Here is an 18333-nt window from a genome sequence, read left to right as displayed (position 1 = left end):
GCACCATGAACCGCATACCCGCAACGCTCTCCCGCGTCGTCGCGCTGAGCTCGGCCTTACTGGCCACCGCACTCCTGGGCGTCATCCAGGCACCGACGGCCTCCGCACACGGCACCGTCATCACCCCCGAGACCCGCAACTACGGCTGCCTGCAGCGCTGGGGATACACCGAGCCCAACGAGTCCCAGGACCCCATGTGCTACCGGACCTACCACGAGAACGCGAACGCCATCGGCGCGTGGAAGGCCGTCTACGCCAACAACACCGGCGACAACTACAAGCAGGTCATCCCCAACGGCCAGATCTGCAGCGCCGGCGGCCAGGGCGAGACGAACTACCGTCCCCTCGACCGCCCCGGACCGTGGAAGATGACCAACATCGGCTCCGACTTCACCATCGACCTCTACGACGAGGCACGACACGGTGCGGACTGGCTCGAGGTCTACGTCACCAAGCAGGGCTTCAACCCGGAGTACCAGCTGATCGGGTGGGACGACCTCGAGCTGGTGAAAAGGACCGGCAGGTACCCCTACCAGCCGCACTACGTCACGGATGTCAGCACCTCCGGCTACAGCGGACGCCACGTCGTGGTGACCGTCTGGAAGGCATCGCACATGGACCAGAAGTACTTCCTGTGCAGCGACGTCAACTTCAGCTGACAGCCGGCTGACCGGGGCCCCGCAGGAGGCACTGCCCTCCGCGGGGCCCTTCCCCGTACGAAGAAGCAGGGGCCGGGCCGGCGGACAACCACCGCAGTCACGAGCCCAGCAGCCAGCACCCGTGATCGTCTCCAGCGGAGGAGATTGTCGATGACCAGCACCTCCCACCACCGTCACCCCGCCGAAAGCCCTGCCCTCGACGACCGGGCACCCGCCCCGGCGCTGGGCCTGCGGCAGACCCTGGGAAGCCGTGCAGCGGGCCACGCCCACCGCTACACGCGGATCAGCACCCTCGTGCTGCGCGTCTGCATCGGACTGGTCTTCTGCTGGTTCGGCGCCCTGAAGTTCTTCCCCGGCGCGAGCGCGGCCGAGGACTTCGCCATCAGCGCCATGACCGAATTGACCATGGGGTTCATCCCCGACCCGCTCTGCCTGCTCCTGCTCGCGGTTCTGGAGACGGGCATCGGGCTCGCGCTCCTGACCGGTTTCCTGCTCCGCTGGGCCCTGGCAGCATTCTTCCTCCACATGGCCGGAGTCTTTCTCTCGCTGCTCGTACTGCCGGACGCCGCCTGGCACACCGCGGCTGTTCCCACCCTCGAAGGCCAGTACGTCATCAAGAACATCGTCCTGGTCGCCGCCAGCCTCCACATCGCCGCCGACGAACTCACCCCCTGACCGGCCCTCTCTTCTCCCGCCAAGCGCGACTCGCACCAGGAGCACCCGTGGGCAGCACCATCACCCTGCACAACCTCGCCAAGACCTACCCCAACGGACAGAGGGCCGTGCACCAGCTCTCCCTGACCGTCCAGGACGGGGAGTTCCTCGTACTGCTCGGCCCCTCCGGATGCGGCAAGTCCACCCTGCTGCGCATGATCGCCGGCCTGGAAACCATCAGCGGGGGCGAGCTGCACCTCGGCGGAAGGATCGCCAACGATCTCCAGCCGAGCGAACGAGACATCGCGATGATCTTCCATAGCTTCGCGCTCTACCCCAACATGACCACAGCGCAGAACATCGGCTTTCCCCTCGCGGTCCAGAAAAAGGACCCCGACCAGGTGAGGGCACACGTGCAGTCCGTCGCCCAGACCCTGGGCATCGACCACCTCCTGAACCAGATCCCCGGCCGGCTCTCCGGCGGAGAGCGCCAGCGCGTCGCCATGGGCCGCGCAGTAGTCCGGCGCCCCTCGGTCTTCCTGATGGACGAGCCGCTCTCCAGCCTCGACGCCCGGCTACGTGCCCGCCTGCGCACCGAAATGCTCGCGGTCACCCGCAGCACCGGTGCGACGACCATCTACGTCACCCACGACCAGGCCGAAGCCATGGCGCTCGGCGACCGGGTGGCAGTCATGCGCGACGGAGTCCTTCAACAGGTCGACACCCCCCGCACCCTCTACGCACTGCCCGCCAACGCCTTCGTCGCCTCGTTCGTCGGCACACCGAGGATCAACCTGCTGCACGGCACGGTGTACGCCCCCGTCGACGGCGTCATGGCGCTCAACTTGGGGGCCCAAAAAATCACCCTCTCCTACCCGCTCACGCATGACCACCAGATGCTCCGCGTCGTCCAGGGACAGCCGCTCCTCATCGGACTGCGTCCCGAAGCCATCCGCATAGCCGACAAGACACACGCCACCGCCTCCGAACGAGCCATGACCGGGGTCGTCGAGCACACCGAGTTCCAGGGCCACGAAGCGCTGCTCCACCTCTCACTCGGCGGACAGCAGGCCGACGTACCTGCCCAGCTCTCCGACCACATACCCCACCACCAGGCCCGCACAAGCGCCGCCGACGTCCTGCGGCAACTCCGCCGCCGAATCAGCGTCTTCGGCCGCCACCCCGCGCTCCCCGGCGCCACAGAGCCTCCGGCGCAGTCCCCTACCCGCAAGGGCATCGGAGAACTCGTCATCCGCGATGAACCGGGCGCCCGTCATCGAAGAGGCCAGCACATCCCCCTCCTCATCGACGTACGCAACCTGCTCGTCTTCAATGCACGCGGCGAACGCATCAGCCCCGACCCCACCCAAGTGCCGCAACTCTGACTACAGCTAAAACACCCCACTCCAGCCCTGACCAGCCAGCCTTCCCCCGCCCGGGAGCAGGAACTCCTCTAAGCCGAGCGGCGGCGCCGGTGGCACGCGGCTATCGCACAGGCATGTGAGCAACAGATTGGAACCTGCGCGCCTTCGGATGTGAGACGGCGAAGTTGAACCGACGCGCCCAGGTAGGCCAGCAGACGTGCTTCTCCGCGCTAGCGGAGGTGAGCTGCCCATCGCGGCGGAGGAACAAAGGCCGACCTCCGCCCACAGCCCCGGCCCCGGCCCGCCACGCTGCCCCACGTCGAGTGAAGCCGAAAGAGCCTCCGTCAGCCGTGGGAGCGATCTGGGACTTTTCTGGGACTTTCGGTTCCATCAACTGGCACGAGCATGAAACAACTGAAAGACCATTCCCCCAGGTCAGCGACCGAATCCCTCTCATCGTCGCAGGCCACCTCGCTGGCTGGTTTCTTCCGGGACATTTGATACACGAGTGCCGCCGCACCCCATCCTGACCTGCTGCTTAGCCGGTCAGGATGGGGTGCGGCGGCACCTCTGGGACTTCTCTGGGACTTTGGGCCCGCAGCGGGCTACGGGCCACGCTTCACGGGCTCTGCCGACCGGCCGCGGCTACACGAAGATCGCGTCGATGGCGGCGCTGCCCCGGGCACCGGCTCGGGGCAGGAAGTGGGAGTACTTCCGCAGCGTGAACCCGGGGTCGGAGTGCGCCAGCCAGCGTGCCAGGGAGACGACCGATTCGCCAGCCTCCAGTTCCTCGGAGGCGTAGAAGTGGCGCAGGGCGTGGAAGCCGTGCTCCCGGGATGGCTCCCAAACTCGGGACCCACTCCGGTTGCCTTCTTGCAGCTGTGCGATCACGCCCGCTCCGGCCAGGGCTGGCTTCCAGACGTAGGAGTTGAAGAAGTTCCGGTTGATCGCCTTCCTCTCGCGTCCCGTCGCCAAGAGGTTGTACGTCCTCGGCCGCCGGTGTTTGGCTTCCACAGGCGTCTCAGGGGGAGTCGGGTCATCCCAGGGCAGAGTGACCGGTACTGGGGCGAAGAGTTCCATGTGCCGCTGGATGGTCAGGGCCACGCTCTTGGGCACGGCACGTCTCGGACCTTTCGGCCCTTGGGAAGCGCGAAGCACAGCTTTGTCCGCACCATCTTGACCTGGCGCCGGACATGGACGACTTCCTTGGCGAAGTCGATGTCCTCCGCGCTCAGCCCGAGCGCCTCTCCTTGTCGGAGGCCAAGGCCCGCTCCAATCTCGACGAGGACCCGATACCGTTCCGGCATCGCGGCACGCACGGCCAGCACGCGTTCGGGCGGCCACGCCTCGACCCTGCCGGGTGCGGCAGCCGGCGGACCGACCGTGCTGGAACGGCACGGGTTGCGTGCAAGGCGGCGATCCTCAACGGCAGCCTGGAGGACGCTGGACAGCGTTGCCCAGACAAGGCGGATCGAGGTTGGACCAAGGTCCTTCTCCAACCGCTTCTTCCAGTTGCGCAGCGCCTCGCTCTATGCCATTCAGCGGCTGGGCACCGAGATGCGGAAGGATGTGCCGGCGCACACGCTGCTCGATACGCTCGATGGTGGACGGGTCTCCGCTCTGGGTGGGCCACCAGTGCGTCTCGATGTAGTCCTTGAGGGAGATGGCCCCGTCGCGCGGATCGACGAACTCGCCACGCCGTGCGTCGGTCTGGGCCTGGGCGAGCCAGGTCTTGGCGTCCTGGAGTGCGTCGAACGAGCGGTCCTTGACGCCGGGGATGCCCTTGACGCGGTAGCGGGTGCATTTGCCGTACATGGCCGTGCGTTCGCGCTTACCGGTCTTCGGGCTGGGGCGCTTCTTGAGCCATCGGTCTTCTATGTAGCCGGCCAGGAGAATCTCCTCGGTGTAGCGGGGGGACGGCGGTCTACGGCTCTTGGGTCTCAGGCGCCGGCGAGGCGGAGGGACCGGTCCTGACGAGGAGCGTTCAGCGGGTCGAGGGCCGCGTTGGAGCGTGAGTCGGCCCGCTCCTGCTCACGGACCCAGACATCGAGGGCTTCCAGTCGGTACATGACGCGGCCTCGCGGGCCCATACGGAAACTCGGGGGTCCCTGCCGACGGTGGCGCCACACATAGAGCGTGTGGGGCGAGAGCCCGAGGTACTCGGCGGCGTCCTTCACGGTCAGGAATGCCGTCGCTACGGCGCCAGAGGAGGTGGTGTGAGTAAGCGCAGATCGGGCAGGCATCGGTGGTCTCTCTGTGAGGTACAAATCGCACGGCGACCGAACTTCTCCAATGCTCCGGAAAATCGCCGGTTTGGGTAACCGGCGATCCCGTGCTATGTTCCGCCGCTCACGCACACTCCTCCGCGAGCTGATCTAGGTTCGCTTGCTGCGCCGCACGATTCCAGTCCCTTCCGGGATCAATGTGTCTGCCATCGGCGAACCGCCAAGGAGCGTGGCGATTTGCTTCGGGTTCCGCAGCAAGCGCTTGTCGACGGCCTGATCAACCTGGGATGTGCCACCTCACTGCCCCTTGGCAGGGGGCAGACCCGACAGGAGCAAGCATGAGGGTCCCTGTCATAGGCAGCGGGCAGGCTGGCCACGTTCTACAAACCAGCGGCGCAGCGAAATCCTGTGTCGTTGTCCCTTATCGACGCAGCGGCGGCGTTCAGCAGGGACGGCGCTGCCCGTTCGACCGAAGACGTGAACGCGGAGCCCTTCAGGTGGTATCGCCCGCTGCCAAGCTCTTCCTCGGTGGAGCACCATTCCCAGACGTTGCCGCACATGTCGAAGATGCCGAACGGGCTGGCGCCGGACTGGTAGCGGGAGACGGAGGTGGTCGTGTCGATGCCAGCCTCGGCCGTGTTCGCCTTCGCTGCCGTCGGTTCGTTGCCCCAGGGGTAGATGCGTCCGCGCGGCCCACGAGCCGCCTTCTCCCACTGCCGGGCGGTGGGGAGGGACTTGCCAGCCCAGGTGGCGTATGCTGCCGCATCGTGCCACGTCACCCACACCACGGGATGGGTGGCTAAGTGGTCGAGTTCGGAAGTCCTTCGGGGGTTGACGCTGAGGACGCTCCCGTGCCAGATGGTGGCGTGAAACGCGGCCGAAGGGCGAGTTGACCTTCAAGTTGGATGAACGTCAACAATCGGGTTCATGGACGGCACCACGGAACTGAGTATCAGCGCCTTCGCGCGGCGAGTGGGTCTCGCTCCGAGCGCCCTGCGTTTCTACGACGACTGCCGCGTTTTGCGGCCGGCGCGGGTTGACGGGACAACCGGATATCGCTTCTACAGCCCTGCTCAGGAGGCCCGTGCCGCTCTCCTGCGCAGTCTGCGAGAGGCGGGGCTGCCGCTGGCCGAGGTCACCGTGGTACTCGACGGGCCCGAGCATGAGGGCCGAGAAGTGCTGGAGCGGCACCTGGAGAGGATGCGGGACCAGACTCAGACCGCCAAGGCCGCCATCGCGGTGGCTCTGCGTTCCCTCTCGACTGCCGACAGTACGACGGAAGCGCGAATCGGCGGCGTGGAGTTGGCCAGTGCAGTACGCCAGGTGGTGCCAGCTGCATCCTCCGACGTGGAACACCCTGCGCTGGGTTGCGTCCTCATCGAGATCGAGGACGGCGAGGTCCGTCTGGTGGCTACCGATCGCTATCGCCTGTCGATGCGCGTCCTGAGGCCGGAGGCTCTCGACGGCGGGCCTTGCCGCCTGTTAGTGCACGCGGCTGACCTGATCGAGTTCGGGCAATGGTCCGCGCGAGTCCGCCAGGTCACTATCCAGGTCGGGCCGGACGGGGCCCGAGCACGCAGTACGTCAGAGTCCCGTGTCCTGGTGACGACCGACGCCCTGTTCCCTGCCTACCGCGAGATGCTCTCGGCTCTGGCCCCATCCGAATACCGCGTGATCGTGGATCGCCTGGCCCTTCGTGACGCGGTCGACAGCCACGGAGACGCTACACACATCGCTCTGAGCTTCGCCGGCGACGAGCTGGTCGTCGCTCTCGCCGATCACTCCAACGCCATCACCCTGCCTGCGGTCTGCCATGAAGCCCTGCCCCAGCGGATCGGTTTCGACCCTGCCGTCCTGGCTCCCGCTCTGGAAGCCAGTGTCGGGCCCGACGTTCTACTGGAAATCTCCGCCGTAGATCGGCCTGTCGTCGTGCGTTCCGCAGACCAGGGCAGCTTCACCACGCTGATCATGCCCGTCGCCCTCAACACCTCCAGCTGACTCTTCCTCACCGCCGCACCCCCATCACCTCAGGAGAGCCGTGACCGACCCCGAGAACATCGTCGTGCAGCTATGCGTGCAGGGTATGCAGGCCGAGGCCGAAGGCCGAGATGACCGAGCACGGGACCTGTTCCTTCAAGCGTGGGAAGCGGCCGAGGACGACTACGACGCCTGCATCGCCGCGCACTACCTCGCCCGGCACCAGCCGACCCCGCAGGAGACCCTGCACTGGAACCAGGAGTGCCTGACCCGGGCCGACAAGGTCGGCGACGACCGTGTCCGCGGCTTCTACGCCTCACTGCACGGCAACATGGCCCGAGCCCACCGGGACCTGGGCCACATCGAGCAGGCCCGCGAACACGTCGAGGCCGCGGCCAAGCACATCGACGACGTCCCAGCCGGACCCCACCAGCAATGGCTCCGCTACCGCATCGCCGCAGGACTGCGTGCCACCGCCCGATCCGCGCCACAGCAGCACGAAGGCCCGGTCGGTGAACTCCTCGCCAAGCTCTGCGCACGCACGGACCTCGAAGCCCTGAGCCTGCTGTTGCCTCCGTACATGGGCAGCCTCGGCACACCTGAGGACGAGGAGAGCATCACCACCGCCCTACGCATGCTCCATGCCGAGCATCGCCTTCCCGACGAAGAGCAGACCGCCCTCAGCCACGCGATCAAGGTCCGGTCTGCCGTCTGAGCGCCCCCGCACCTCGGTGACATGAGCGTAGGCAACCGGCCGCCGTCCGGTGCCGACGGACCTTCAACGAAATCGCTCACGCTTATCAGCCTGCCGCAGGATCCAGGGGGACAGGTAATTGTCCATACGCGCTGCCGTGGCAGTGGTGCTGACCGCCGCCGAGCGCCACCGACTGAAGAAGATGGCTTACGGTCACAAGACTCCACACCAAGCCCGGCAGCGTGCCGCAGTCGTCCTCCTGGCGGCACGTGGCCGGGGTAATGCCAGGATCGCCGCCGAAACCCACCTGCACGTGGACACGGTCCGGACCTGGCGCGGCCGGTTCGCCCACGGCGGGCTGCCGGCCCTGGCCGACCGCAAGCGCTCCGGGCGCCCCGCCCGTTTCACTCCTGTGCAGGTCGCCGAGGCCAAGGCACTGGCCTGCCAGTTACCCGCCGAGACCGGCGTACCGCTGTCGCGCTGGTCCTGCCCTGAGCTGGCCGCCGAGCTGACCGCGCGCGGGATTACGAACACCGTGTCCGCGTCCACGGTGCGCCGCTGGCTGCGCGAGGACGCGCTCAAGCCCTGGCAGTACCGGTCCTGGATCTTCATCCGTGACCCGGAGTTCCGTGCCAAGGCCCAGCGTGTCCTGGACCTGTACGCCCGTACGTTCGACAGTGTCCCGCTGGGCGAGGACGAGTACGTCGTCTCCAGCGACGAGAAGACCTCCGTCCAGGCCCGCTGCCGCTGCCATCCGACCCTGGCCCCGGGCCGGGCCCGGGCGATGCGCGTCAACCACGAGTACGGTCGCGGCGGCGCCCTGGCCTACCTGGCCGCCTACGACGTCCACCGCGCGAAAGTCTTCGGCCGCTGCGAGCCGAAGACCGGAATCGTCCCCTTCATGAACCTGGTCACCCAGGTCATGACCACCGAGCCCTACGCGAGCGCCAGACGCGTCTTCTGGATCGTCGACAACGGCTCCTCCCACCGGGGGAAGAAGGCCATCGGCCGTCTGACCAAGGCGTTTCCGAATGCGGTCATGGTCCACACCCCCGTACACGCCTCCTGGACAAACCAGATCGAGATCTTCTTCTCGATAGTCCAGCGCAAGGCCGTCCAACCCAACGACTTCACGGACCTGACCCAGGTCCGGGACCGGCTCCGAGCGTTCGAAGACCGCTACAACGCCACGGCACAGCCGTTCCAGTGGAAGTTCACCACCTCCGACCTGGACGATCTGCTGGCCCGGCTCGACCGACACACACCCACCGACCGACAAGAAGAATCCTCCGTCGCCCTGGCAGCCTGATCAACCCCCGAAGGACTTCCGGAGCCGACCACTAAGGTAGTAGTCGGCGAGACCTTCCGGCTTTCAGTGAGCGGTTGTCAGGGCCGGAGAGATAAATGCCCGCTTCGACGAAGGCCATGAGTGTAGCTACCGACCCCTCCACCACATACGGCATCCTGCTCGTTGAGGCGACGCGGCTCATGAAGGAATTCAGGTACACCTCCGATGTCCTCCCCCGATGCCGCGAGGGACCCTGGCTGAGCTTCGGCGCCCAGCCGGAGGCCACGGAGCACCCCCGTTGAGGGCAGGGTCGCAGAGATGCGCTGGTCACGAAGGGCACAGCGCGGGGTGGTGGGGATAACGCCTGCTCGACGTCACTGGCCAGTTCGTGGGTGAGAGGCTGGTTGCCGTCCATTGCATGGGAAGCATGAAGATCATGGGCTGGGTAACCCGGTCGGCTGAGAGGCGAGGACGCCTGTTGCTGACGTGGAGGGTCCCAGCGGTGCGCATGATGAGAGCCGTCCGGCGGCAGTCGGGGTACGAGGTGGCAGCCGTGCGAAGGAGTGCGAGCCGGGCTCTGCGCTATTCCGGACCAGAGCGTGCCGCCGCCGTTCAGGCGCTCAAGGCAGCCGGGGCGGCGATGCTTGCCTGGGCACTGGCAGCGTTCTGGATCGAGAGCCCCATGGCTCTGATGGCTCCGTGGACCGCGCTGGTCCTCGTCGATTCGACGGTCTACAGGTCGTTACGTGCCGGCGCGCGGCAGCTGGGCATCATCTCCGTCGGCGCGGTCTTGGCCTCGGTGGCGATGTTTCTCACGCGTGGCAGCACGTTGCCGGCCATGGCCATGTCACTTCCTCCTTTGATGCTCATAGCGGGCTACCGAAGACTTGGCGCGCACGGCATCTATGGGGCAACGACCGCTCTGTTCATGATCGCCTACGGCGCCTACCAACCGTGGCAGGTCGGCCATCGTCTCCTGGAGACGCCGATCGGAGCACTGATCGGCCTGTCCATCAACGCCTTCGTCCTGCCGCCCGTACGCTTCGACGGCGTACGGGCCAATCTCCACGCCCTGGCCGTGGAATGCGGCGAACTCCTGCAGGCAATCGGCGACGGCCTCAAGCGGCCATGGGGCTCAGCTCAGGCCGGCGCGTGGGAGGACCAGGCGCGCAGACTCCACCGCGGTGTCCAGGCTGTCGCTCAAGCCCGGCAACGGGCCACGGAGAGCACGCGCCTCAATCCGGGGCGGCGTATGCGGCGCGGTCACCGCACCCCCCCCCACCGCAGCTGGACCGACAGTGGGAGGAAGTCGTCCACCACCTGACCGCGCTCACACACACTCTGGCCGGCACCGCAGCTCGGTCGCATGCGCTTTCCTCCCCTACCGACACATTCACACACGACTACGCAGCTCTGGCCCACGACCTTTCCGGCCTATGCGCGGGCCAGGCCGAGACTCTCACGCAGCACCACGAGGGCAGGACCAGGCAGCAAGAGCGGGCGGCTGCATCCTGGAAACGCTACAAGCAGTTGTTGGGCAAGGTGCACAGCCAGAACGACACTTCGGCAATCGCGGTCAGCGGTGGCCTCCTCATCTCGATCCGCCAACTGCTCCTCACCCTCGCACCAGAGAATGCGGACGCAGTCTGACTTGCGCCACAAAGTCACAACTCCCCAGTCCTTGACCGGGCATCGGGTGCTTCTCGCTGAAATGCCCCACCGCTCTCGCGTGGCCCCGCTCAGTCACGCTGCGGCCGCTCGTCCCCCTCACCGCGCTCTGCGGAGGGGTCGGTGTGCCCCGCGGAGCGGTGGTCTTCTTCGGTCCACTTCTTTGTGTCTCGTGGCTCGGCGTAGGGTTCCTTGTCGCTTGGGTGGCCGCTGACGATGGCTCGTTCGCGTGCCATCTCCGCGTCGAACTCGAGGCCCAGCAGGGCTGCCAGGTTCGTGATCCACAGCCAGACGAGGGAGATGATGACGCCGGCGAGGGCCCCTTATGTCTTGTTGTAGGAGCCGAAGTTCGCGACGTAGACGGCGAAGCCGGCCGAGGCGACCATCCAGATCAGCAAGGCCAACAGGCTGCCCAGGGAGATGAACTTGAAGCCGCGGCCCTTGGCGTTCGGTGCGGCCCAGTACAGGATCGCCAGCATGATGGCCACCAGCACCACGAGGACGGGCCACTTGGCGATGGACCAGACGGTCATGGCCGTGTCCCCCACTCCCAACGCCGTGCCGATCTGGCGAGCCAGGCCCCGCGAGAGCACGACGATCGGCGCGCTGACGCAGGCCAGGATCATCAGTACGAGCGTCAGGCCCACGCGCACGGGGAGGATCTTCCACGGGGGGCGGCCCTCTGGTACGTCGTAGACGACGTTGGACGCGCGGATGAACGCGGCGATGTATCCGGAGGCTGACCACAGGGCGCCGAGCAGGCCGACGATGGCCAGCGCCGTGCTGGTCCCTCCGCTGGCCTGCAGTTGCGTGACCGCGTTGGTGATCACGTCGCGTGCCGAGCCCGGCGCGAGCTTCTGGATGTTCTCAAGCACCGTTTTGGTGGCGGAGTCGCCTGCGATGCCAAGCAGGGCCACCAGCACCAGCAGGGCGGGAAACAGGGCCAGGATGCCGTAATACGTCAGCCCGGCCGCCCTGTCGGTGAGCTCGTCCCGCTTGAACTCCTTGGCCGTGCGTTTGAGCACCTGCGCCCAAGAGCTCTTGCTGACCTGCGTCGGTGACTCGGGAGGTTTGCCGGACTGATGCATGACTTGTACCCCTGTCCGAAGCGGTGCATTACGGGGCTCCGCCCAGTAGGGGGCCGGCAGGGGGCCGGCCTGATCCCAGATGTCTGGGTGGCCCGCCGCCCGCGGAATCAGCCCTGGCTCGTTTGGTCGCGGGCTTGGTGGGCGGCATCCTTGCCCACATCGCGCAGTCCGGTCGCCGCCTCGAAGGTGGAGGTCTGAGCCTGCTCCTTGGTGGCTTCGGTGGCGTCTTGCGCCGTGCTCTTCACCGATTCCACGGCGTCCGTTGCCGGCTGGCGCATCCCCTCCTTCAACTCCTGGGCAACGTCCTGCGCTGTCTCCTTGGCGGGCTTGAGCAGTTCGTCGGAGTGCTCGCGCAGCTGAGAACCGATCCGCTCCTCTACCTCCGTCGCCGGGAGCAGGGCTGCGGCGAGCATGCCGGCGCCGAACGCGATGATCCCAGCGGCCAGGGGGCTGCCTTGTGTCTGCTTGGTTACCTCGCCTGGAGCTTCCTTCACGGACTGGCCGACCTGATCCGCGGTGTGGCGGACGGTGTCTTGGGCCTGACCGGCGACATCACCGGCGCTCTGGGCGAGATCCTGCGCCTTCTGCCCGGGCTGTGCGCCCGTCAAGTGGTCGGCCGAGCCCATCACACGCTCCTTCACTCCAGTCAGCCGGTGCTGCGCGGCATGCGCCTTGCGTCGGGCTACCTTTTTCGGCGCCACCCTGTCGGCGAGGCGGTCCACGTCATGTGCCAGGCGCGCCCGGGTAACGTCCACGTCGGTCTTCAGTTCGTCCGGGTGCGTGCCCATCGGGCATCCTCCTTCAGCGTTTCCGCGGTCCTCTCCGGCTTCATCTGCACCGCGCGCATCCGTTTGCGGCCCATCACGAACAGGGCGCCGGCCACCATTGCCCAGATCCCGGTCACGATGAGTGCGGCCCAGGCGAGATCGACCACGTGCGCCAAGCCGAAGATCGCGGCCAGGCTGCCCATCAACAGCGCCAGGTGTCCGGCGTATCCGGAGCCGGCGAGCATGCCGCCGGCCTTGCCCGCCCGGGTTGCCTCCTGCTTGATCTCAGCCTTCGCCAGTTCGATCTCCCCACGAACCAGCTGGGTCAGGTCGTCACTGATGTCGCCCACCAGTTCCCCGATGGACGGGTCCGTTGACGGGGCCCGGTGAGAACCGGACAGGGCGCCGTTGTGTGAGGCGTTGGCTTTGTGCGGGGTAAAGATGGCCACGAGATCACCCCCTTACGGCTGTCGCGGATCGGGGTTCGGATACGGGTCCGTGACCGGAAGCGGTCCTGGCGGCGAAATCGACCCGCCATAGGACGGCGTAGGCTGCGCCCGCTCGAAGGGGTCGGCCGACGTGCCCGCACCGCTTGTGTAGCCATCCGCGACAGCGGCGGACCGGTCATTGTCGCCCGCTGCCCCCGCGGAGCGGCCACCCTGGTTTGCATCTGCGCCGTTGCTCGCGGACTTCACACCTTTGCCGAGTCGAGCCGCCGCGAAACCAGCAAGAGCGGCACCCGCAAGGAAAACGCCGGGACGCCGGCGCGCGAAATCCTGGAGGTCACTGATGAGCCCTTGCGGACCCCGATCCTCCAGCCTCGCCGCCATATCCTGGCCGCGACCCGCTATCTGCCGCACTGCCCTCGTAGCCGGTGAACTTGGCTCACCGCTCTCCCCCATGGTGCCCAGCTCGTCCGAGAACTGGCGGACGCTCCCTGCCAGGCGCCGCGTCTGAGTCTCCGCCTGACCCTGAAGCTGGTCACGCAGCTCACCCGCCACATTCCGGACCTGCGACGAAGCCTCGCCCGCCACCTCACCCGCTCGCTCCTGTGCCACACCTGCAACATCGGTGGCCTTGTCACCCACCAGCCCGACACCCTCACCGGCCTTCTCCTGGACCGCCTGCTTCACCGCGGCCGTATCACTGTCCGCACTGTTCGTACCGCTGACGTCACTCAACACTCCTCCTCGAATAGCATGCACCTGACAGCTACTTCTCAGGTCTTCCGCCATCACTTCCATCATGACCAGCAGCCCACGATGCGCCACTGGTGGCGTTTTTTATGCGCACGCCACCCAACCCAATTGTGCATTCAATAAACGCACCTTCCTTATTTCCTGGGAATTCCCGCCTGTTTGACACTAAAGGCAGAAGCCAAACGGCCCTGAGCGCATAGCTGGGCCCTCCGGCTCGAGGGCAGGGCACAACGGGAAGGACGGACGGCGCACGAGCTTGTTGTCAAGGCAAGCGGCCTGCATCGGCCGTTGCATCTGCTCCAAGCCGCACCACCGGGACATGCGTATGACTGTTCAGTCACTCCTGGGAGCGGCTGTGTCTGCGAAAGCGCGAGGCTACTCCGGCTCCCGGCGGGTACCCGTGGCGGAGGCGCGTCGTCAGGGACTCGCCAAGGGTGCGAGCCCTCCGAGGCAGAGGGAGTAGAAATGAGGCTGCGCGACTTCGCTCAAGCCCCAACTTCCCGGGGTTCAGCAGAGGTGCTGAGTGGCCGGTACCGTCTGGATGGCCGCCTCGGCTCGGGCGGCGCCGCGGACGTGCACCGCGGGTTCGATCTGCGGCTGAGACGACCGGTCGCGGTCAAGATCTTCCGGCCCGACGCGTGTATCGGCGGGAAGGAGGGACTGGACAGCGAAGCGCTGATCTTGGCCCGGCTCCACCACCCCGGACTTGTTGCCGCCTTCGACGCCGGGCAGCACGACGGACGCGCCTTCCTGGTCATGCAACTGATCGAAGGCATCACGCTGAAGGAGCGCATAGCCCAGGGCCCGCTTACACCCGCGGTCACTGCCTCACTGGGGGCCGCTGTCGCTCTTGCTCTGGGTCACGCACACGAAGCCGGGATCGTCCACCGCGACGTGAAACCCTCCAATATCCTTCTGGACCACGCCGACCGTCCCTCCCTGGCTGACTTCGGCATCTCGCGTCTTCTGGACACCACCAGCCACACGGCCACCGGCACGCTCATCGGCACGCCTGCCTACCTTTCTCCCGAGCAGGTCCTCGGCCAGACCGTCGGCCGGCCTGCCGACATCTACGCCCTCGGCCTGGTACTCCTCGAATGCCTCACGGGAACGCTCGAGTACGACGGCGTCCCTCTGGAGGCCGCGATCGCACGACTGCACCGTCCCCCCGTCCTGCCTCCTGAGCTCCCCGAACAACTGAGCCGCCTGCTGCGCAAGATGACGGCCCTGGACGAGCAGGACCGGCCACCGGCCCGCGACTGCGCCCGCGAACTGCTCGCAGTGGCCGACACAGCCGCCCCCCGTCCCCCCGTTCCATTGCCCCCCACCACGAGCCTCGTCGCTACACGACCGTCATCACAAACGGGCGGCCATACGCACCCCAATCCCGGTCTCGGCAAAAGGCACAACACCAGCCCACCCGCACGGAAGCGCACCGTCGTAGCCGGCACGGCTGTCGCACTCACCGCTGTCGTGGTGACCGCACTCGGCGTCACCGGCACTTCCGCACCGCAAGACAATGACCGGACCGTAACCAGGGCCACCGGTACCCCCAGCGGCACGACGGACACACCCGGCAACACAGGAAACAAGAGGGCGCCCGCTGCCCCACCAACGGCGTCGTCCCCTGACCACAGTGCCTCTGCCAACAAGCGCCCCGACGCATCCGCAGGCAACTCAGCACGACCCGCACCAAGGAACAAGGACAATCCAGGAATGCCAACGGCAAGTGACACGGCAACCCAAAACCTCCCCCAACCACCCGGTCAGGCAAAGAAGGCCGATTCGGACGAGAGCAAGGCCCGAAAGAAGAACAAATCGGCGGCCCCGAAACGCTGAGGCACACGCAACGCCGACCGCGAAGGAGCATCACGACGAATCCCTAAAAGGGAGGGCCGCCCGCCTGCTCTGCCCCCTTGGCCGGCAGGGACCTTCCGAGTGCCCCGTCGGCGGGCAAGGCGCTCCGACATAGGCCGACGTTTACCTTTCCCCAGGATCTACGTCATGCTCAGATCGCCCTTCAGTAGGCCCGTGCCGCCCTGGAGCGTTACGCCGCCGGCCTGCCGTGGTCGGTAGAGCTGTTGCCCGGCTGGAAGGCTGATAAGCAGTTGCACAGCGATTACCGACCCGAGAAGCCCGAGAGTCTGGGCTACGCGCCGGAGGAGCAGGACGAGGTCGCCCGACTCCGCAAGGACGTTCTCGTCTTCAGCACCACGGCCTTCATGAATCGGTTCTGGGGAGCGATGGGCGGACGGCTGGACCGGTCGGCGGCCTTTGCGCGCCGCCGGGCGACCACCGGCGCATCCGAGGATTCTCGCTCATGGTGGTGTCTCTCAGCTGTCGTAAGAGCTGGAGCGGCCTTTCGGCGGTAGCCAGAACACAGTTCAGGTTGGCCACCCCTTTCAGGTCCCGGACCGCGCTCGGCTCGCCGTCCCTACGATCTGCCCGATGCTCCGGTGGGAGCCGCCGAGCCGATTTCACAGCAGAACGGCTCGCGCCCGAGCGGCAGGCGACCCAAGTCATTTACTTGATCGTGCAACTATGGACCGGCGTGGCTGACAAGAAGATCTGCGGTCGTCGGAGCCACGGGCCGACAGGGCAGCAGTCTGGTCCGCGCGATACTGGACGATCCCGACGGCCCGTTCGCAGCGCACGCTGACGAGGGAAGCCGGGTCACCGAGGTCCAAGAATCTGGCCGCGCAGGGGGTCGAGGCCGGCCTGGAGGACGAAGACAACCCTGACTCTCGAAGGGGCGTACGGCGTTTTAGAGGAGACGTTGCGCGCCCTCAACGCTTGAACGCGCGGCTGATGGCCGTCCGTGTGGCTGGGGGTTGGTGAAGTAGTCGGCATCTTTGGGGCGAGTGCGCGCTAGTCCCAAGGGGCGGGGGGCCGGCTCGAGGTGAGGGATGTTTTTGGAGCAGTGGACGTACGCCTCGTGAAGGGTGACGAGCGTCCAGAGCACGGGTTGGCGCCCTGGGGCGGAGTCGGCGGGTATCCAGGGGTGGGCGGCGCGTAGTTCATGGTCGCTGACGAGCTGGGCGTGGCCGTTGACGTGCAGTCCGATGTGGTCGCGGGTGAAGTCCATGAAAAGCAGGCCGATGTGCGGGTTTTCGGTGATGTTGCCGGCGCTGGCGAGGACGCCGTTCCCGCGGTATTCGGGGTAGCCCAGAGTGCGGTCGTCCAGCACTGAGACGAACCCGGGCGGGCCGGCGCGAAAGGTGGCGTCACAGTGGCCGCGGGTGTCAGCGGTGGAGAGGAAGACCATTGACTGGCGACCTATGAAGTCGCGCATGGCCTCGGTGAGGTACGGGTGGACCTGGCGGTCGTAGAAGGCGTCGGCGCGCTCGCTGGTGCCCAAGTGGGTCTGCAGAAGGCGCTCTCCCTGTGAGGGGGTGGCGTCGATGTGGCTCACAGCTGGTCGATCTCCTGACCGGTCTGGTGCGGTGTGAGGGGGGCGGTGAGAACGGGTGTGTCGAGCGGGTCGTGATGGATGTGGGCCCGGGGGGCACCTTGGTGCAAGAGGGTGTGCACGGCTGTGGTGACCATGTCGGGCGGACCGCACACGAATGCCTCGTGCCGGTACCAGGGACCGAACTCGCGCAAGACCTGCGGGAGTGTGCCTTGCCGGCCGGGAATGTTCTCGTGGGAGACGGCCGCCCGGACGGTCAGCCAGTGGTGACGTTGCGACAAGCGCAGCATGTCATCCAGACCATAGAGTTCCTCGGCGGTGCGTGCTCCGACGAACAGGTCCACGTAGCGGTCCATCCCAGAGGCACCCGCTTCCTCCAGCAGAGCGCGGATCGGCGCGAGGCCGGTCCCGCCGGCCACCATCAGCAGATCGCGGTCCCCCGCCGCCGCAAGGGTCATTTCGCCCAGCGGCGGCCCGAGCCGCACCCGGTGCCCGGGGGCGGCCTGCTGGACCAGCGCGTTGCTGACCTGACCTTGGTGGACCGCCCGGACATGGAACGTAAGGGTGTTGTCCGCTCGCGGCGGGTGGGCTGGGGAATAGTGCCGCCAGGTACGTGGGTACCAGGGGGTTTCCATGCTTACGTACTGTCCGGCGACATATCGGTAGGGCAGGTCGGGCTTGACGGTGATTTCCGCAATGCCGTGCCCGCGATATTCGTTACGGATGATCTGAGCTTCCCAGGAAGCCGGGCGCAGGCGGGTGTCATCGGCCGCGGCCGCGGTCATCACCTGCGCGGCAACGGTGTAGGCGTGGGTCCAAGCGGCGGCGACCTCGGAATTCCACGCGGTCCCCGCGTAGCGTGCCAGCGAGGCGACCAGGCATTCACCCACAGCCGGGTAGTGGGCATCCAGGGCACCGAACTTGCGGTGATCCCGACCGAGCCGAGAGCAGAATTGCACGAGGTTGTCGACGTCGTCGACGAGATCGATGATGCGCAGCAGTCCGCGCAGCAGCCGGTCACGCTGTACGTCCATGTTCTCGGGGAACAATCCACGCACTTCGGGATACCGGGCGAAGAGGATGGCGTAGAAGTAGACGGTCATCTCGGTGGCCTGCGGTGCCACCACCGTCAGACTCGTACGGATCAGGGCGATTTCCCGATCCGTCAAGGGGGCAGGGATCGGCGTCATCTGCGGCGCCCCTGCAGGGGACTGTGGTACGTGCCCGCATGAGCAGTATCCGTGGGCGTGGGTGAAGTTGTGGCGCCCAGTGACGGGATCAGTGGGCGTGCCGGATGTGCGGACAAGAAGAGAGTCGCAATCTATGTGGTTGGTCGGTGTG

General features: G+C 66.7%; 18 protein-coding genes and 1 pseudogene. 9 read left to right on the top strand and 10 right to left on the bottom strand.

The window, feature by feature from the left end:
* Positions 1 to 5 precede the first annotated feature (5 nt).
* The 3 genes from ACFWVP_RS05980 (at position 6) to ACFWVP_RS05970 (ending at position 2698) form a co-directional block, all read left to right on the top strand.
* Positions 6 to 659, top strand: a complete 654-nt coding sequence (locus tag ACFWVP_RS05980; RefSeq protein ID WP_384493949.1) for a lytic polysaccharide monooxygenase — start codon at positions 6 to 8, stop codon at positions 657 to 659.
* A 150-nt stretch (positions 660 to 809) separates the two neighbouring features.
* The gene (locus ACFWVP_RS05975) at positions 810 to 1334 is read left to right on the top strand and encodes a DoxX family membrane protein (RefSeq protein WP_384493947.1); all 525 of its coding nucleotides are present in this window, start codon (positions 810 to 812) and stop codon (positions 1332 to 1334) included.
* A gap of 47 nt (positions 1335 to 1381) precedes the next feature.
* Entirely contained in the window at positions 1382 to 2698 is a 1317-nt protein-coding gene (locus ACFWVP_RS05970; RefSeq protein WP_384493945.1) for an ABC transporter ATP-binding protein, read from the top strand.
* A 624-nt stretch (positions 2699 to 3322) separates the two neighbouring features.
* On the opposite strand, the gene ACFWVP_RS05965 is transcribed toward ACFWVP_RS05970, so the two are convergent.
* The 4 genes from ACFWVP_RS05965 to ACFWVP_RS05950 all read right to left on the bottom strand — a co-directional run bounded on the left by ACFWVP_RS05965 (position 3323) and on the right by ACFWVP_RS05950 (position 5762).
* Positions 3323 to 3652, bottom strand: coding sequence for an integrase (locus ACFWVP_RS05965; protein ID WP_384493943.1), 330 nt, complete (start codon positions 3650 to 3652; stop codon positions 3323 to 3325).
* A gap of 447 nt (positions 3653 to 4099) precedes the next feature.
* Positions 4100 to 4492: a hypothetical protein gene (locus ACFWVP_RS05960; RefSeq protein ID WP_384493942.1), complete on the bottom strand. Its 393-nt coding sequence runs from the start codon at positions 4490 to 4492 to the stop codon at positions 4100 to 4102.
* Between the two features lie 125 nt (positions 4493 to 4617).
* Positions 4618 to 4920 (bottom strand): helix-turn-helix transcriptional regulator, encoded by a 303-nt coding sequence (locus ACFWVP_RS05955; RefSeq protein ID WP_384493941.1) that lies wholly within the window; start codon positions 4918 to 4920, stop codon positions 4618 to 4620.
* Positions 4921 to 5282: 362 nt separating this feature from the next.
* Positions 5283 to 5762: a formylglycine-generating enzyme family protein gene (locus tag ACFWVP_RS05950; RefSeq protein ID WP_384494007.1), complete on the bottom strand. Its 480-nt coding sequence runs from the start codon at positions 5760 to 5762 to the stop codon at positions 5283 to 5285.
* A 67-nt stretch (positions 5763 to 5829) separates the two neighbouring features.
* On the opposite strand from ACFWVP_RS05950, the gene ACFWVP_RS05945 reads away from it, so the two are divergent.
* The 5 genes from ACFWVP_RS05945 (at position 5830) to ACFWVP_RS05925 (ending at position 10185) form a co-directional block, all read left to right on the top strand.
* Positions 5830 to 6900 carry a MerR family transcriptional regulator gene (locus ACFWVP_RS05945; protein ID WP_384493939.1) on the top strand — a complete coding sequence of 357 codons (1071 nt, stop codon included), beginning with the start codon at positions 5830 to 5832 and terminating at the stop codon, positions 6898 to 6900.
* 40 nt (positions 6901 to 6940) lie between these two features.
* A complete protein-coding gene (locus ACFWVP_RS05940; protein ID WP_384493937.1) occupies positions 6941 to 7594 on the top strand; it encodes a hypothetical protein in 654 nt (217 codons plus the stop codon).
* 136 nt (positions 7595 to 7730) lie between these two features.
* Complete coding sequence (locus tag ACFWVP_RS05935) at positions 7731 to 8882, top strand: IS630 family transposase (protein ID WP_384493935.1); 1152 nt, start codon at positions 7731 to 7733, stop codon at positions 8880 to 8882.
* A gap of 116 nt (positions 8883 to 8998) precedes the next feature.
* A complete protein-coding gene (locus ACFWVP_RS05930; protein WP_384493934.1) occupies positions 8999 to 9163 on the top strand; it encodes a hypothetical protein in 165 nt (54 codons plus the stop codon).
* A 251-nt stretch (positions 9164 to 9414) separates the two neighbouring features.
* Positions 9415 to 10185, top strand: a complete 771-nt coding sequence (locus ACFWVP_RS05925; RefSeq protein WP_384493932.1) for an aromatic acid exporter family protein — start codon at positions 9415 to 9417, stop codon at positions 10183 to 10185.
* 415 nt (positions 10186 to 10600) lie between these two features.
* Here the strand turns inward: ACFWVP_RS05925 and ACFWVP_RS05920 are convergent.
* The 4 genes and pseudogenes from ACFWVP_RS05920 to ACFWVP_RS05905 form a co-directional block, all read right to left on the bottom strand.
* A pseudogene (locus ACFWVP_RS05920) lies at positions 10601 to 11617 on the bottom strand (YihY/virulence factor BrkB family protein).
* A 107-nt stretch (positions 11618 to 11724) separates the two neighbouring features.
* A complete protein-coding gene (locus ACFWVP_RS05915; protein WP_384493931.1) occupies positions 11725 to 12405 on the bottom strand; it encodes a DUF3618 domain-containing protein in 681 nt (226 codons plus the stop codon).
* Complete coding sequence (locus ACFWVP_RS05910) at positions 12381 to 12734, bottom strand: phage holin family protein (protein WP_384493929.1); 354 nt, start codon at positions 12732 to 12734, stop codon at positions 12381 to 12383. Before ACFWVP_RS05910 ends, ACFWVP_RS05915 begins: the two co-directional genes overlap by 25 nt.
* A gap of 111 nt (positions 12735 to 12845) precedes the next feature.
* Entirely contained in the window at positions 12846 to 13631 is a 786-nt protein-coding gene (locus tag ACFWVP_RS05905) for a hypothetical protein (protein ID WP_384493928.1), read from the bottom strand.
* A 417-nt stretch (positions 13632 to 14048) separates the two neighbouring features.
* Between ACFWVP_RS05905 and ACFWVP_RS05900 the strand changes: the two genes are divergently transcribed.
* Positions 14049 to 15422 (top strand): protein kinase, encoded by a 1374-nt coding sequence (locus ACFWVP_RS05900; RefSeq protein ID WP_384493926.1) that lies wholly within the window; start codon positions 14049 to 14051, stop codon positions 15420 to 15422.
* A gap of 925 nt (positions 15423 to 16347) precedes the next feature.
* Here the strand turns inward: ACFWVP_RS05900 and ACFWVP_RS05895 are convergent.
* Both ACFWVP_RS05895 and ACFWVP_RS05890 read right to left on the bottom strand, forming a co-directional pair.
* Positions 16348 to 16995 carry a pyridoxamine 5'-phosphate oxidase family protein gene (locus ACFWVP_RS05895; protein ID WP_384493925.1) on the bottom strand — a complete coding sequence of 216 codons (648 nt, stop codon included), beginning with the start codon at positions 16993 to 16995 and terminating at the stop codon, positions 16348 to 16350.
* Positions 16992 to 18182, bottom strand: coding sequence for a globin domain-containing protein (locus ACFWVP_RS05890; protein WP_384493924.1), 1191 nt, complete (start codon positions 18180 to 18182; stop codon positions 16992 to 16994). Before ACFWVP_RS05890 ends, ACFWVP_RS05895 begins: the two co-directional genes overlap by 4 nt.
* Positions 18183 to 18333: the final 151 nt, after the last annotated feature.

The sequence above is a fragment of the Streptomyces sp. NPDC058637 genome (assembly GCF_042717325.1).
In the GTDB taxonomy this organism is placed as follows: domain Bacteria; phylum Actinomycetota; class Actinomycetes; order Streptomycetales; family Streptomycetaceae; genus Streptomyces.
Note: the sequence above shows the minus strand (reverse complement) of the source record. Positions and strands in the feature narration are given on the sequence as shown.